Source organism: Shewanella sp. A32 (assembly GCF_029167175.1).
Taxonomy (GTDB): domain Bacteria; phylum Pseudomonadota; class Gammaproteobacteria; order Enterobacterales; family Shewanellaceae; genus Shewanella; species Shewanella yunxiaonensis.
The window spans coordinates 109,068-124,255 of record NZ_JARFTS010000007.1 but is presented as its reverse complement, the minus strand read 5'-3'; the positions used below and the strand labels follow the sequence as shown (position 1 = coordinate 124,255).

Genomic DNA, 15,188 nt, shown 5'->3' with positions numbered 1-15,188 from the left:
CCCGGTTGCCCGGGGCTGTTGTATGGGGTTAGAAGTTAACGGTCAGGGAAGCATTAACGTCGATAGCGGTATCAATCACTGGCAACAGTGAATACGCAGTACCGTTCAGCACGTCGCTGACTTTCTGTGGCGCGCCTACGGGAGTGCCGCTACCGGTGTATTCATAGTTGTAATAAAGTGCTGCCAGTTTGATGAACATCTTCGGATTAACATCAAAGATGTAATAGCCTTCAACCACATGGCCTCGGGTTGCCAGTTTGCTACCGATAGGGTCGTCCTGTGCTTGAGTGAATGGGGTCCAGTATTTGGAACCATAGTTATATTCCAGACCGACTTTGCCGTAAGGCGCAGGGATCTGCATGCCGACGTAAACCCCATAACCGTCATGGTTCTCATTGCTGTCTGCAGCAGATGGCGACATGATGATTTCAGTGCCATCGCTGTTCAGCTCAGCAGTGAACACTGCGTCTGACAACAGGCCGCCAAACATACCGGCATAACCGTTACCTACGGTGCGAGTCCAGCCCAGAGACGCAAAGAACTTCATATCGTCATCAGATTCATAGGCATAGCCAATGCCGCCCAGATACATATCGCCAATCACACCACTGGGTTGTACTCGGGTGACGAAGTTGAAGTTGTCAAACTTCTGCAGATCCTGATACATAGTGGGGGCGAAGATAGAGGCAAACTGATTCGGAAACGCCATGGTGCCTTTAAAGCCATCGTTGATGTCTTTAGCGGCAAACAAGGTCAATTGCAGGAAGTGGTTACCATCGTTGATGGCATCGATGTTAAAGCCCCCGAGGTGGGTGTCTTTCGTCACGGTATCGCCAAACAGCTCGCCGTTGCCCCATTGAGACTCGAAGCCCTGACCGTAACAGAACCGTACGACCTGGCCGTCAATCCCGGTAATTTCACCCAGTTTGTAACCCAGTGTCAGACCGTCGAAGTTGAAATTCACTAGATGGCCGGATGGGGTTCCACCCCGCAGTTCGTTTTCACGATACTGGCTAGGAGGACCATAAGTTGACGGACGACGACCGATGGACAGATAGAACTCTGAGCCACCGATGTTACGCCAGTCGAAATAGGCACGTTCTACCCGCAGCCAATCGCCAGAGGTGTTACCGGAATCGGTGCCATCCATAGTGTAGGAGCGCCAGGAGTCAAATACCTGCACCCCGGTAGAATCCCCCCAGTTTTTATACATGCTGAGACGACCAGCAAAATCCACGTTGTCCCACACCTGGGCTTTCATATTCAGACGTAAGCGGGTGGTGTACAGAAGATCGTTATCGATGTCTTGCTGGGTTTTTCCGGCCAATACATAGGGCATAACGCCACTTAACTGGCCACTTTGAAAAGCGGCGGCCAGGCTAGGATTGGCTGCCATCATTTGGCCCAGCGGTGAGCTGGCATCGGCTGGATTACCATATTCCCCGGCCATTGCACGTGCGCCAAAGTCACTGAAGTTCACCAGAATTGCTGGATTCCAGGTAACATTTTGGTAGTGCAGCGAATGGGCTTTCACTCGGAAATCACCGGTGAAAGTAATACGGTCGAGCGCGGCATGACGTTCGGTTTTATTGACCCGAGCGTTAAGATTTTCCAGCTCCTCGGTGATATCCGCCAGTTGCTGTTTCAGTTCAGTAATCTTGGCATTATCTGTTTGTTCTGCGGCATAAACAGCAGGGCTAGCCATGGCGGCAAGTCCTAAAGCCTGAGCGACAACAATCGCGACTAAAGTGCGCATATTTTTATCTCCTGACCAGAAGTTCTGGTCTTTTTCAGGCAGCAACAGGCCCTGGAGCATGCTCCATACTGTTGCTGTCAGTTTGTCGGGTTGTGTTGGCTTAAGGGCCGGGATTAACCGCAGGTTTGAGGTTGAGCGGAATCCGCAGCATGGTCATACAGGAACTGTTGGATGTCTTTCAGATCCTGTTCACTCAGCTTTTCAAAAACTTCTGGCTTAGCTTTGTGTTTGTCTTTATCGAAGAAGCGATCCCATTGCGCCATGGTTTTGGTCATCGGGGTGAGTTCGCCAGCGGCATCGTTTTTACTGTGGCAGACTTTGCATTCTTTCTTATAAAGATGTTTCCCTTTTTTAGGATTGCCGCCATCGGCAGCGGAAGCTCCTGCCGCCAGCACAGTGGCCAGCAGTAATACACCGAGCTGGATTTTGGTTTTCATCATTAATGTCCTCATGTTGCGATTTTTTAATTAAGCGTTTCATGTTTGAATGCGCTTTGTTTTATTTCAGGAATTAATTTAACAAAGTAAATAGTGTCAATATTTGATAACGATCACTTCAATAAAATTTTTCTAATTGAAAAAAATATCATTGAAAAAAATCTAATTGATCGAGATTGAGGTTTAAAAATAATGATAAAAAACAATATGATGATTTTTAGTTTATTAAATTATAGAAAATAGATATTGCAGGTGATATCACATTTTTTTCAAAGTGACGAAGTTAACAAAAATTAATATTTGTTATTTTATGCATACGGTGATTAGTTATTTTAAGGTTCGTTTAAGTAATTAAATTAATGTAATTCCGTTCACACATTGGTGGCGGAATCGCCAAATTCTTATGCCTTAGATCACATCTGGAATGCCATTGTGGTTTACCACAATATCGGTAAAACATTCGTGGATTAACAATTTACCTGAAATCAGCACAGACACTTTGTGGGATATAAGCCGCGTGTCTGAATAACAAGATTCCAAGTGAAACTATTCATCTTCTGACGGAGATGATGGAGGTTAAACATGATAAAGCTTGATCGACGGGCTTTCCTAAAAGGTGCAGGTGCGACTGGTGCTTCCTGTGCTTTGGCAAGTGTGGTGCCTGGCTCTTTAGCCGCGATAGGCGCCCCGGCACTGAAGGGAAGTGGGGAAACCGTTTATAGTATTTGTGAGATGTGTTCCACTCGTTGCCCGATAGCGGCCCAGGTAGTAGATGGCAAAACGGTATTTATTCAAGGAAATGCCGCAGCTAAATCTTTTGGTGGAAAGGTCTGTGCTCGCGGTGGTGCCGGTCACAGTCTGCTTTACGATCCACAACGGATTGTGAAGCCGATGAAGCGCATTGGTGAACGTGGTGAAGGCAAATGGCAGACCATTAGTTGGGAGCAAGCCTACAGCGAAATCGCGGCCAAAATGAATGAACTGAAAAGCAAATATGGCCCGGAAACTGTGGTGTTCTCTTCTAAATCGGGTTCTGAACACACGCATATCTTCAATATGGCAAATGCCTTTGGCAGCCCGAACACCTTCACCCATTTGTCAACCTGCCCAGGCGCCTATGAAGTCGCCGCCCACGCGATTTATGGCACTAAACTAAAACGCGATCTCAGCAACAGTAAGTTCATCATTAACTTTGGTCATAATCTCTATGAAGGGATCAATATGTCCGAAACTCGCGCGCTCATGAACGCGCAGATGGACAAGCATGCCAAGCTGGTGGTGTTTGATCCTCGCTTCTCCGTGGTGGCCTCTAAAGCGGATGAGTGGTACCCCGTGCGCCCCGGCAGCGATGTCGCGGTAGCGCTGGCACTCTGTCAGGTGTTGATTGCCGATAATCTCTACGACAAGGCATTTGTAGAACGTTACGTTGAAGGGTTTGCTCAATTTGCTTCTCAGGTCGCGGCATATACTCCGGAATGGGCGGCATCACTTACCGATGTCCCGGCCAAAGATATCCGCCGTATCGCGCATGAAATGGCCAAGGCTGCACCGCATGCGCTGGTCGATTTTGGTCACCGCAGTACGTTTACCCCCGAAGAATTTGAGTTACGCCGAACCATCTATGCGCTTAACGTGCTGCTTGGCAATTTTGAACGTAAAGGCGGCCTTTATATGGGTAAAAAAGCCAGCAGTTACAACAAGCTGGCAGGCGCTGATGTGGCTCCGGCTCTGGCTAATCCTGGGGTTAAGATCCCCAAACCGGCGGCTAAACGTATCGATCAACTTGATGGTCAATACGCCTTTACATGGAAGATGGGCGGCGTTTACCAGTCGATTATCGATACGGTGACGACCGGGAAACCATATCCCATTCATGGCTGGGTGATGACGCGAACCAACCCGATGCAAACGGTCACTGACCGCAGCAAAGTGGAACAGGCCCTGAAAAAGATGGATCTGGTTGTGTGCTGCGATCTGTATGTCAGCGAAACCGCTGCCTTTGCGGACTACATTCTGCCGGAATGTACCTATCTGGAACGTGATGAAGAGATTGCCGACAAATCCGGCAAGAATCCCGGCTACTATGTGCGTCAGCAGGTGGTCGATGTGATTGGCGAGGCTAAACCTGGCTGGCAGATCTTCCGCGAGTTAGGGATCAAACTAGGGCTAGACGCTTACTACCCTTGGGACAATATTCAGACCCTGCAGTTAGCACAGGTCAACAAGGATGATGCGCTCTTAAAAGAGATTAAAGCCAAAGGCTATGTCAGTTACGGTAAACCATTGATGTTACGCGAACCACAGATGGTGGCCGACTTTGTCGCTGCCTATCCTGGTGCCCGCCCGGCCGATGATGACGGAACCTATGGCAGTGCGCTGAAGTTCAAAACGCCGAGCGGCAAGATTGAGTTGTACTCTGTCGAAGTTGAGGCGATGGCGCCGGGAAGAGGCACCATCGTTTATCACGAGCCCCAGTTGAAGCAACCGGACGAGCTGTATTTCATTCAAGGCAAAGTGGCGGTACATACCAACGGCGCCACTCACAATATCCCTATGCTCGCCAACCTGATGTCGGATAACGCGGTGTGGATCCACCCGGAAACGGCTGCCAGGTTCGGAATCAAAAATGGCGATGATATCCGCCTGACGTCTAGCGTAGGCAGTGAAACTGGTCACGCCTTAGTCACCAAGGGCATTCGTCCCGACACTGTCTTTGCCTACATGGGCTTTGGTTCCAAAAACAAAGAATTGACCCGCGCCAGTGGTAAAGGAGTGCATTGTGGCAATCTTTTACCTCACGCAACGGCTCCAGTGTGCGGTATGTGCGTACACACCACGGGTGTGAAACTGGAAAAGGCATAACGGGAGGCTGATGATGAATAAGAGATACGTCATGGTGCACGATGAAAACAAGTGCATCGGCTGTCAGGCGTGCAATGTCGCCTGCCGTAGTGAAAATCAGGTACCGGAAGGCGTGACTCGTCTGCAAGTACGCGTAGAAGGTCCTTTTGGTGAAATACCCGACTTACATTTCAAGTTTAACCGGGTGTCATGCCAGCAATGTGAAAATGCCCCATGCGTTAAGGTGTGTCCAACCGGCGCGGCATACATTAATGCCGATGGCATTGTCACCATCAATCACGATAACTGCATCGGTTGCCAGTATTGTGTCGCTGCTTGCCCATACAAGGTGCGGTTTATCAATCCGGTCTCACTAACTGCCGAAAAATGTAATTTCTGCAGTGATACCCGATTGGCGCGTGGAGAGCAGCCTGCCTGTGTCACGATTTGTCCAACGAACGCGCTAGTGTTTGGCGATGCCAACGACCCTAAGAGCGACGTGGCCAAATTGCTGCTAAGTGCACCTACCTACCGAGAAAAACTCCATCTTGGCACTCAGCCAAGGATTTATCGTATTCCTGGCCGTAAAGGGGGGATTGAAGCATGAACAATATCTGGGGTGATATGTCACAGTACAATCCAGTGACATGGCATTGGGTGATTGCCGTATATCTGTTTTTGGCCGGCCTCTCCGCGGGCAGTTTGCTGATTGCGATTGCGATGCGTTGGGTGAAAGGTGACCACGAGGAGAGTCCCGTCCTCAAGGCTGCTGCACTCATTGCTCCGGTGGCTATCTGTCTGGGCATGTTGTGTCTGGTGTTTGACCTGACCCGGCCATTCCATTTCTGGTTGATTCTGCTCAACTATAACTTCACGTCAGTGATGTCCATTGGCGTACTGGCCTTATTGGTCTACATTCCGTTGACCTTCCTTTATGCACTGGTTGTCTTTCGCGAGCAATTGGCAAGTATCGGTGTTGGTTTGCTGCAAGGGATTGCTGACGCTTTGGCTGGTGTTAGAAAGGCCATTGAAGTGTTGTTGTTGGTCCTGGCGGTTGTCGTCGGTGCTTATACCGGATTCCTGATTTCAGCGATGAACATCTACCCGATGCTTAATACGGCAATTTTACCGGCATTGTTTTTGGTGTCGGGGATCTCTGCTGGGGCGGCAGCCAACGCCGTTGTGGCATTGTTGCTGTTTAACACCACTTCTCACGATCACGATCTCAGTCGGATGCACGGACTTGAACTGCCGGTGGCAGCGATTGAAATTCTGTTCCTGTTTATGTTGTTCAGCGCCCTGTACTTTAAAGGTGGTGCCGCTGCTATGGCGTTGGCCTCGCTGACTAGCGGCACCTGGGCGGCGGTGTTCTGGACTTTGGTGGTCGCGGTGGGTTTCGGTATCCCACTGTTATCGCAGTTGTTGCCCGCCGCGCAACGTCATGGTAAAGGCGTGATGGTGATTGGCGCACTCTGTAGTTTGACCGGGGTCTTGGCATTACGTCATTTCATCCTCTATGCTGGCCAAAGTTATCTCGGCTAGAAAATATTACGTTAAGTAATCAAAGCCCTCGCTAACTTGAGGGCTTTTTTATGCGCTTTTGTCTGAAGAATGGTGCGTTAACGGCTATCTTTAACAAGAAAATAAAATCATGGGGAGTGGGATAGAAGATGAAATTCAAAACGCTGGCATTGCTGGTTGGTGCGGCTTTAAGTTGTAGCTCAGTCTGGGCAGGGCAAGATGTATTTGAAGCCAGAACTGATGCGATGGGTGGTGCTGGTGTCGCTGCCGGTGACCGGATGGTTGCCGGATTTATTAATCCGGCATTGTTGGGCCTGGCCGATCGTCAGAGCGCAGATGTGAGTCTGTTACTTCCAGCCATCGGGGCGGATGGGGCAGATAAAGACAAAATGGTGGATGAATTTGACGACTTACAGGATAACTATGACGGCTTGGATAACGCCATTAATCAGCGGGATGTCGAGGGCATCATCCATTATCGAGACCTGTTGCTAGGAAACTTGGAGTCGTTACAAGGTGACAGTGCTTATGCCAGTGTCGGTTTGGGATTTGCTGTCGTGCTGCCGAGCAGCAGTAAAGTGTCCATGGCTATCGTTGCCAAAACCTATCTGGATGGATTCGCGTTGGCAGAGATCAGTGATGCTGATCTGGCGCTCCTCAGTGCCATCGATCCTCTGACTCCTCCTTCGCTGGATGATCTGTCATCCCAAGGCCGTGTGATCGCCGGTGCAGTATCTGATCTGGGCGTTGCCTTAAGCCATAGCTTTACCGTCGGCAATATGCCGGTCAGTATTGGTGTTACGCCTAAGTTGCAGCGTTTAGATACCTTTAATTACGCAGTATCTGCCAACAATTTCGACGTCAATGATTTTAACAGTGACGATTATCGTAATGACGATACGGGGTTTAACGTCGACGTGGGTGTTGCCATGCAACCGACGGCCGGTCTGACATTGGCGCTGAGTGGGCGGAATTTAGTGAAGCAAGATCTGCAAACCATGGCGTCAGAAGGGCAGCAGCTTACCTATCAGATTAAGCCCGCAGTCACCGCAGGTATTGCCTATGAGTGGCGTGCAATGACATTAACGTCGGATATTGATCTGACCGACAACAAGAAATTTGCGGAGTTGGACGGGCCTAAATATTGGCGTGTAGGCGGCGAAATCAAGGCTACCGATTGGCTGGCACTGCGATTAGGTTATCGTCAGGATCTCAATGATGTGACTACCGATATCTATTCGGTGGGAACGGGGATTGCGATTGGCAATTTCTTCCGATTGGATTTGACCGGGATGTTCGGCAGCGATAACGCGGTGGGCGGTGCGCTGCAGACCTCCTATCATTTCTGAGTTTGGTAGCGACAGACTAGATTAATGCCCATAGGGATTTTAGCGCCAGCAGCAAGGCACTGGCGCTACATAAGGTCAGGGTCAGCGTGCGGGTGCGACGTTTGTCCACCCGTCCCATAAGGGTGCCGGAGGCGAGAAAGCCTAAAAATACTGCGGGTAGTAATAATGCCGATAGTAGTAGATGTCGTACTGTGATGAGGCCCGATACTGCCAGAATAGCCAAGGTAATACAGGTACTTGCCATAAAAAAGGCTGACAGTGCCGCCCGAAATTTTCCGGCGTCTCGGCCCGTCAGCAATAACGCCATCGGTGGGCCGCCAATGCCAGCTACGGTGCCAAAAATACCTGAAAACAGCCCGGCGATGAACAAGCTGCGGCGGTTGACGGCGACGGTAAGCTTTTTCAGGCTCATCCACACTGCCAGTCCTACAATGGCCGCAATGATTAAACCGAGAATCGCACGTGGTGCCAGCAGTAAAGTAACGCCCAGTAAGCTGCCCGGAATTCTGCCGGCTAAGGCGTATTGCAGCCCGCCGAGTTCCAGATTGCCGCGTTCTCGTAATAAGGTAAGCAGCGCGATAGAAAAACTGAGGATGATCACCGGTACCGGCACCAACTCTGGATCAACGATATATAACAGCGGGGTAGAGACCACTGCCAGTCCGAAGCCCAGCAGACTTTGGGTGATGGCACCCAGAAAAATGATCAGTGATGCCAGAATCAGGGTGATCGGATCGACTAACGACCACATGACGGAAGTACTGTGCCGGGCGTTGCCCGGCTGTATAGAGAAGGGTTAAAACAGCAGCGATGGAAACAGTGCATTTACTCCATTTCTTCCCATTCGATACCCATATCTTCCATCATCTGTTTCGCTTCGGCCGGGATACTGTCCGGGCGATCCTTGGACAGATCTTCATCATTTGGTAATGGCTGGCCGGTATAAGCATGCAGAAATGCTTCGCACAGCAATTCGCTGTTGGTGGCATGACGTAGGTTGTTCACCTGACGCCGGGTGCGTTCATCCGTCAGTACTTTGAGCACTTTTAGCGGAATAGACACAGTGATTTTTTTTACTTGTTCGTTTTTCTTCCCGTGCTCAGCGTAAGGGCTGATATATTCGCCGTTCCATTCAGTCATGTTGCACCTGCTATGTCACTAATTCGCTGCCGATTTTAAACTCTTACATCCGACAGTCAAATGTCGGGCCATAATACTGTATCACAAAAATGGAATTCTATACATTTGGACGTCTAAACGTCTCGATGCCTATTGACGCCAACAAGCGACTTGGTAGAATTTAGCCGTCCAGACATCTTTATGGTGTTTCTTGAAAAGAATTTAAGGAGTCGAAAATGACAGAGCGGAAAATGGCCACCATCGCCGTCCGTCAGGGAATTGAAACCGATAATCAGCATGGTGCAGTGGTTCCGCCCATCTATCTTTCGACCAATTATGCCTTTGATGGGCATAAAACTCCGCGGCAGTTTGACTACAGTCGCTCTGGTAACCCAACTCGCAGTATTCTCGGAAATGCGATTGGTGAACTGGAACAAGGGTGTCCAGCAGTTATTACCGCTAGTGGTATGGCGGCGGTTACGCTGGTGACCAGTCTATTGAGCCCCGATGATCTGCTGGTTGTACCCCATGATTGTTATGGCGGTTGTTATCGGTTATTTACCCATTTAGCTAAAAAAGGCCAGTTTAAGCTGGCGATTATCGACCAGACCGATGCGGCGGCATTACAACAAGCCCTGGCGCGTAAGCCAAAGATGGTATGGATTGAAACGCCTTCCAACCCCTTGCTGCGGGTAATCGATATCGCCAGTGTTGCCGCGGCCTGTAATGCCGTGGGAGCACTGTTGGTGGCGGATAACACCTTCCTGTCTCCCGCATTACAGCAACCGTTATTGCTGGGCGCCGATATCGTAGTGCATTCCACCACCAAATATATCAACGGTCACAGTGACGTTGTCGGTGGTGCGGTGATTGCAAAAGATGCGGCGCTGGCAGAACAGCTACACTGGTGGTCTAACACCTTGGGGCTGACCGGCGGTGCATTCGACAGTTATCTGACATTACGCGGCCTGCGCACACTGGCACTGCGTATTCAGCAGCACCAAAATAATGCCGCTAAAATTGTGGATCTGCTGCAAAGTAGCGCGCAAGTACAGAAGGTGTATTACCCTGGGCTGAAAACGCATCCGGGTCATGAAATTGCGGCGAAACAGCAACTTGGCTTTGGTGCTATGGTCAGTTTCGAACTGAAAGGCAGTGATGCCGAAGTGGAAGCTTTTCTTGGCGCTTTGCGCTATTTCTCTGTTGCAGAAAGTTTGGGGGGCGTGGAAAGTCTGGTAGCGGTTCCTGCTACTATGACACATCGGGCAATGGAACCGGCAGCCCGTGCTGAAGCCGGCATCAAAGATACACTTATTCGTTTATCCGTGGGGATCGAAGATCCACAGGATCTGCTGGACGATATCGCTGCTGGTTTGGCAGCGGTCGCCGCTTGTTGAGTTGGGGAGCATTGATTGATGGCGCGTAGTCACTTACATAAGTTTGGGGGTAGCAGTCTCGCGGATCCGGATTGTTATCGGCGTGTGGCGCATATTTTACTGACTCATGGTCGTCCCGATGACCTGATCGTGGTATCCGCAGCTGGCAAAACCACTAATTTTCTCTACAAACTATTATCGCTGCGCGAACAGGGCAAGTTGTGGCAGGAAGAACTACAGGTTTTGATGAGTTACCAGCAAAACCTGATTGAACAGTTATTGAGTAATTCCCAAGCGCGTCAGCTGCGGGAACGGCTGGCGAATGATCGGGCCACCTTGATGAGTTTGTTATCGCTGGATATTCGTAGCGAATATCAATGCAATCAGGTGGTTGGTTTTGGTGAACGCTGGTCTGCCCGATTGATGGCGGCGCTGCTGCGAGAATCTGGGGTGGCAGCCTCTAACATCGACGCCCGCGGCTTATTGATCGCCGATGAAGCCGCCGTGCCGAAAATTCGCATGGAAGAGTCTCGGGCTCAGGTACAGAAAATGCTGCAGGCGCATCCAGATGAACGGTTGGTGATCACGGGTTTTATCTGCGCCAATCCTCACGGGGAGATGCTGTTACTGGGGCGCAATGGTTCCGATTTCAGCGCAACATTAATTGCCAGCCTGGCGGATATTGACCGCGTCACCATCTGGACTGACGTGGAAGGGGTATTTAATGCCGACCCCAACAAAATTCAGGATGCCAAACTGCTGCAAACGATGTCACTGGCTGAAGCTGACCGCTTAGCGCGTTTGGGGTCTCCTGTCTTACATTCTCGTACGCTGCAACCGCTGTATAACACGCAGGTGAGCTTGGCGGTGCGTTCCAGTTATGCGCCGCAGACTGACTTTACGCTGGTGGCTCCACAAAGTGATATTGCCAGTGCCCCGGTGGTGACGAGTCTCGATGAAGTCTTTACCGTCACGTTGCAGTTGCAGGCACCGTGGGAAGCCTTATTGGATACACTGGAACACGCAGGGTTACAACCTTTAGCGCACTGGTCGCTGGGTAAACAAAAACATGAGTTGGCGTATACCTTAGAATCGCGGAAACAATTGGCGGCGCTATTGCTGCAGTTTACCGATGAGTTGGGGATCAGTAATGTCGAAACCCATACTGGCTTTGGGTTGGTGGCACTGGTCAGCGCCGCCGCCAATCTCTATCGCCGTAGCTTCGCCCGATTGCTTAGCCGTGAAGCCAGACCGCTGTATCAGGATGGTCTGAGTCTGGTGACGTTAGTTCCGCAGCAGCAGGTAGCGTTATTGACGCAGAAAGTACATCGTCGCTGTGCTGGCCCCCGTAAACGTATTGGCATCATTCTGTTAGGGGTGGGCAATATCGGCGAAGCCTGGGTGACCTTGTTTGGCAAATCAGCGGCACAACTGAATCGGCAACTCGAAGCCGAAGTGGTGCTGGTCGGCTTGGCCAGTTCAAGTAAGGCATTGTTTTGTAATGAAGGTATTGCCGTTGCTGAGTGGCAGACACGTTTCGAAGCTGAAGCGACTCCGTGGCAGTATGAGCACCTGTTTGAGCAGGCCGATGATTTATCCTGTGACGAATTGGTCGCCTTGGATATCAGTGCCAGCGCCAGTCTGACACTGCAATATCCGGAGTTTTTTGCCCACGGTATTCACATGGTGAGCGCTAACAAACTCGCGGGTTCTGGACCTTTGGCGTTTTACCGTGAATTGAAACAAATGCTGGGTAATCGTCGCCTATTTTGGCGATATAACGCCAGTTGTGGCGCCGGGTTACCGGTACAACATGCGCTGAACGACCTGCATAACAGTGGCGATCAGGTACAAGCGGTCGGTGGTATTTTCTCCGGGACCCTGTGTTGGTTGTTTGAAAAATATGATGGGGTACGTCCGTTCTCGGAACTGGTACTGGAAGCTAAAGCGCTAGGCATTACCGAACCCGATCCCCGCGATGATCTCTCCGGCCGAGACATGCAGCGTAAACTGTTGATTCTCGCCAGAGAAATCGGGTTGGAACTGGAACTTGAGGATATTCGCCTGAGTTCTTTGGTTCCGGCACATCTAGCGCAGATCCCGCTAGAAGAGTTTCTGCAACGATTACCTGAACTGGACACGGAACTGTCACAGCAGTTTGCCGCTGCTAACGAGCAAGGTAAGGTATTACGCTACGTGGCAGCGTTGGAACGTGGTGAGCAAGGGGCCACTGCTGAAGTGGCATTGCAGTGGGTTGAGCGTAATCACGCGTACGCGAATTTGACGCCAGGTGACAATGTGTTTGTGATCCGCAGTGCGTTCTATCAGGGCAATCCGCTGATTATTCGTGGCCCGGGGGCCGGGCGAGAAGTCACGGCGGCGGCAGTACAATCTGACTTAGTGCAAATCTGTCGAGATTTGCTGGAAGACTGATGGATGACGAAAAGGCCTCAGCATTGAGGCCTTTTTGTTGCTGTTTGCGATGGTGAATTAGCCATCAACTCCGGTGGCTGAAGCAGAGCATCTGTGGCCGTGGATGTAGCCAATCGCTAGCACTGATATCTGGAGCATAACTCTGATAACTGGCGGATTTGGCGGTATCCCGCTTCGGACATGTCATTTACGGCTGTTGGATTGAACCACACAACATTCAGCCCTGCGGTGGCTGCGGGTATGATGTCATTATCAAGCGAATCTCCCACCATGATCAGGTTGTCGGCAGCGACGCCAAGTATGCGGATGATGGTGCGGTAAAACTCAGGATTATCTTTGCTCAGTCCCAGACTGTCTTTGCAGAAGTAGCCAGTAATATATTGCGCCAGTCCAACGCGTTCCAATGCTTGGCGCACATCATCAGCGGCAGAATCCGCAGCATTGGTTGCCACATAGAGGTGGTGGAATTGCGCCAGAACCTGCAGCGTTTCATGCGCCTGCGCGACAGCCTCGACATGTTCCCAGTGACACATTTTACCCGTCTGATGGGGATCATCGATCATCAGTGTGTTACCCCAGTCAAACAGAAATATCTTTGTCAAAGTACGGTTTCCCATAGAAGATCAGCACATTATCGGTACGTAAGTCGTACTGCTATTGATAACAACATCAGAGGCTAAGTCACTAACGTCAACATCACGCTGTGCCGGGCTTACCGCTGAAACTTTTTATACATACCATGGCCTGCCGGGGCTGTGGGTAAATACCCACGCTTAGCATAAAAATCCGGTTTATCGGCAATCAACGATACATAAGAGCCATCCTGTGCCACGGTATCCAGATACTGTTCAATCTTATCCATGATGAGCTTGCCTAAACCTTGTCGCTGATATTTCGGGGCTACGGCGATATCGACAATGTGAAAGAAGCCGCCACCATCGCCAATCACTCGACCCATACTGATTAATGGGCCGTTATCACGAACACAAATGGTATAAGGCGCATGACTTAAGCCAATCCTTGCCGCAGCAGTCGATTTTGCTGATAAGCCAACATCCAACCGCAACCGACAATACTCTTCTGCCGCAGGTATTTCGGTTACTACTGGGTAGCTCAATTGCCGTTCCTTCAGGTGATGTTAGGGCTGATCGGTACCACAGCAGCTCATCGGTTTGTGAAATATATTCTAGCGATAGCGACCATCAATAACACGCGTTCAGCATTTTTTCCTGCATCTCGGCATCGGGGCACTTAACTTGCGGAATTTTTCAATTGGCAGTAAAGCCCAAACTAAAATTATAGGATCCACAATGCTGATGGCTTTTCTGTCAGTTGCGACGATCTTTAGGCTTGACTTCGAACACAGAATCTCTAGTATACAGCCATATAGACGTCCAAACGTCCAGATAGATAAACTTGAGGAAGATTTTCGATGGCTTTTCACCACGCGCAGTACGCCAGCTCCTTGAATCAGAGCCTTGCCGAGCTTAATGGCGATATTAATGTTTCCTTTGAATTTTTCCCGCCTGCCACGCCGGAAATGGAAACTTTGTTGTGGAACTCCATTCAGCGCCTGCAACCGTTACAGCCTAAGTTTGTATCGGTCACCTACGGTGCAAACTCTGGGGTACGCGATCGCACCCATGGGGTCATCGAACGTATCCAGAAAGAAACCGATCTGGTGGCCGCGCCCCATCTGACATTGGTGGATGCCAGTGATGAAGAATTACTGCAATTAGCAAAGCACTACTGGAATAGCGGCATTCGCAATATAGTGGCGTTGCGTGGTGACTTGCCTGAAGGCAGCCCCAAGCCAACACGATTTGCTGCCGATCTGGTGCGGTTGCTGCGTAGCGTGGCAGACTTTGATATCTCGGTTGCTGCTTATCCGGAAGTACACCCAGAAGCGGCTAATGCTCAAGCCGATCTGGTCAACCTCAAGCGTAAGATTGACGCCGGTGCCAACCGCGCTATCACTCAGTTTTTCTTTGATATAGAAGCGTATCTGCGTTTTCGTGACCGCTGCGTGGCGGCCGGTATTGATGTCGAAATCGTGCCCGGGATTTTACCTGTCACCAACTTCAAGCAATTGAAGCGTTTTGCCGGTATGACCAACGTTAATCTGCCGGGATGGTTGCATCAGCAGTTTGAAGGGTTGGATGAAGATCCTTCTACTCGTTCGTTAGTCGGTGCCAGCGTTGCTATTGATATGGTAAAAGTGTTGTCTCGAGAAGGTGTCAAGGACTTCCATTTCTACACGCTGAACCGGGCTGAATTAACCTACGCCATCTGTCATATTCTGGGCGTGCGGCCAAAAGCCAGCGCCGCTGAATAGTTGATAATGTGCTACAAAAAA

Annotated in this window: 13 protein-coding genes; 7 read left to right on the top strand and 6 right to left on the bottom strand. The window is 50.3% G+C overall.

Translation table 11 applies throughout. From position 1 onward, the window contains the following. Window positions 1-28 precede the first annotated feature (28 nt). On the bottom strand, window positions 29-1,756 hold the full coding sequence (locus tag PY479_RS07780; protein WP_212594544.1) for a DUF3373 domain-containing protein: 1,728 nt from the start codon (window positions 1,754-1,756) through the stop codon (window positions 29-31). 113 nt (window positions 1,757-1,869) lie between these two features. Beyond that, a complete protein-coding gene (locus PY479_RS07775; RefSeq protein ID WP_212594543.1) occupies window positions 1,870-2,196 on the bottom strand; it encodes a cytochrome c in 327 nt (108 codons plus the stop codon). A gap of 579 nt (window positions 2,197-2,775) precedes the next feature. Here PY479_RS07775 and phsA point away from each other — a divergent pair. The 4 genes from phsA to PY479_RS07755 all read left to right on the top strand — a co-directional run bounded on the left by phsA (window position 2,776) and on the right by PY479_RS07755 (window position 7,904). After that, window positions 2,776-5,055, top strand: coding sequence for a thiosulfate reductase PhsA (phsA, locus tag PY479_RS07770; protein ID WP_275483415.1), 2,280 nt, complete (start codon window positions 2,776-2,778; stop codon window positions 5,053-5,055). Window positions 5,056-5,068: 13 nt separating this feature from the next. Continuing rightward, window positions 5,069-5,641, top strand: coding sequence for a 4Fe-4S dicluster domain-containing protein (locus tag PY479_RS07765; protein WP_275483442.1), 573 nt, complete (start codon window positions 5,069-5,071; stop codon window positions 5,639-5,641). Further along, complete coding sequence (gene nrfD, locus PY479_RS07760) at window positions 5,638-6,576, top strand: NrfD/PsrC family molybdoenzyme membrane anchor subunit (protein WP_212594541.1); 939 nt, start codon at window positions 5,638-5,640, stop codon at window positions 6,574-6,576. Before PY479_RS07765 ends, nrfD begins: the two co-directional genes overlap by 4 nt. Window positions 6,577-6,704: 128 nt before the next feature. After that, window positions 6,705-7,904, top strand: a complete 1,200-nt coding sequence (locus PY479_RS07755; protein ID WP_275483414.1) for a conjugal transfer protein TraF — start codon at window positions 6,705-6,707, stop codon at window positions 7,902-7,904. A gap of 16 nt (window positions 7,905-7,920) precedes the next feature. On the opposite strand, the gene PY479_RS07750 is transcribed toward PY479_RS07755, so the two are convergent. Further along, window positions 7,921-8,655, bottom strand: a complete 735-nt coding sequence (locus PY479_RS07750) for a sulfite exporter TauE/SafE family protein (protein ID WP_212594539.1) — start codon at window positions 8,653-8,655, stop codon at window positions 7,921-7,923. Between the two features lie 74 nt (window positions 8,656-8,729). After that, entirely contained in the window at window positions 8,730-9,044 is a 315-nt protein-coding gene (gene metJ, locus PY479_RS07745; RefSeq protein ID WP_212594538.1) for a met regulon transcriptional regulator MetJ, read from the bottom strand. 215 nt (window positions 9,045-9,259) lie between these two features. On the opposite strand from metJ, the gene metB reads away from it, so the two are divergent. Continuing rightward, on the top strand, window positions 9,260-10,420 hold the full coding sequence (gene metB, locus PY479_RS07740; RefSeq protein ID WP_275483413.1) for a cystathionine gamma-synthase: 1,161 nt from the start codon (window positions 9,260-9,262) through the stop codon (window positions 10,418-10,420). Between the two features lie 18 nt (window positions 10,421-10,438). After that, complete coding sequence (locus tag PY479_RS07735) at window positions 10,439-12,832, top strand: bifunctional aspartate kinase/homoserine dehydrogenase II (RefSeq protein WP_212594536.1); 2,394 nt, start codon at window positions 10,439-10,441, stop codon at window positions 12,830-12,832. Between the two features lie 116 nt (window positions 12,833-12,948). Here the strand turns inward: PY479_RS07735 and PY479_RS07730 are convergent, their stop codons facing one another. Both PY479_RS07730 and PY479_RS07725 read right to left on the bottom strand, forming a co-directional pair. Beyond that, complete coding sequence (locus PY479_RS07730) at window positions 12,949-13,434, bottom strand: HAD family hydrolase (protein WP_275483412.1); 486 nt, start codon at window positions 13,432-13,434, stop codon at window positions 12,949-12,951. A gap of 110 nt (window positions 13,435-13,544) precedes the next feature. Further along, a complete protein-coding gene (locus tag PY479_RS07725; RefSeq protein WP_275483411.1) occupies window positions 13,545-13,949 on the bottom strand; it encodes a GNAT family N-acetyltransferase in 405 nt (134 codons plus the stop codon). Between the two features lie 315 nt (window positions 13,950-14,264). Here PY479_RS07725 and metF point away from each other — a divergent pair, with 315 nt between their 5' ends. Then, the gene (gene metF, locus PY479_RS07720; protein ID WP_212594533.1) at window positions 14,265-15,167 is read left to right on the top strand and encodes a methylenetetrahydrofolate reductase; all 903 of its coding nucleotides are present in this window, start codon (window positions 14,265-14,267) and stop codon (window positions 15,165-15,167) included. Window positions 15,168-15,188: the final 21 nt, after the last annotated feature.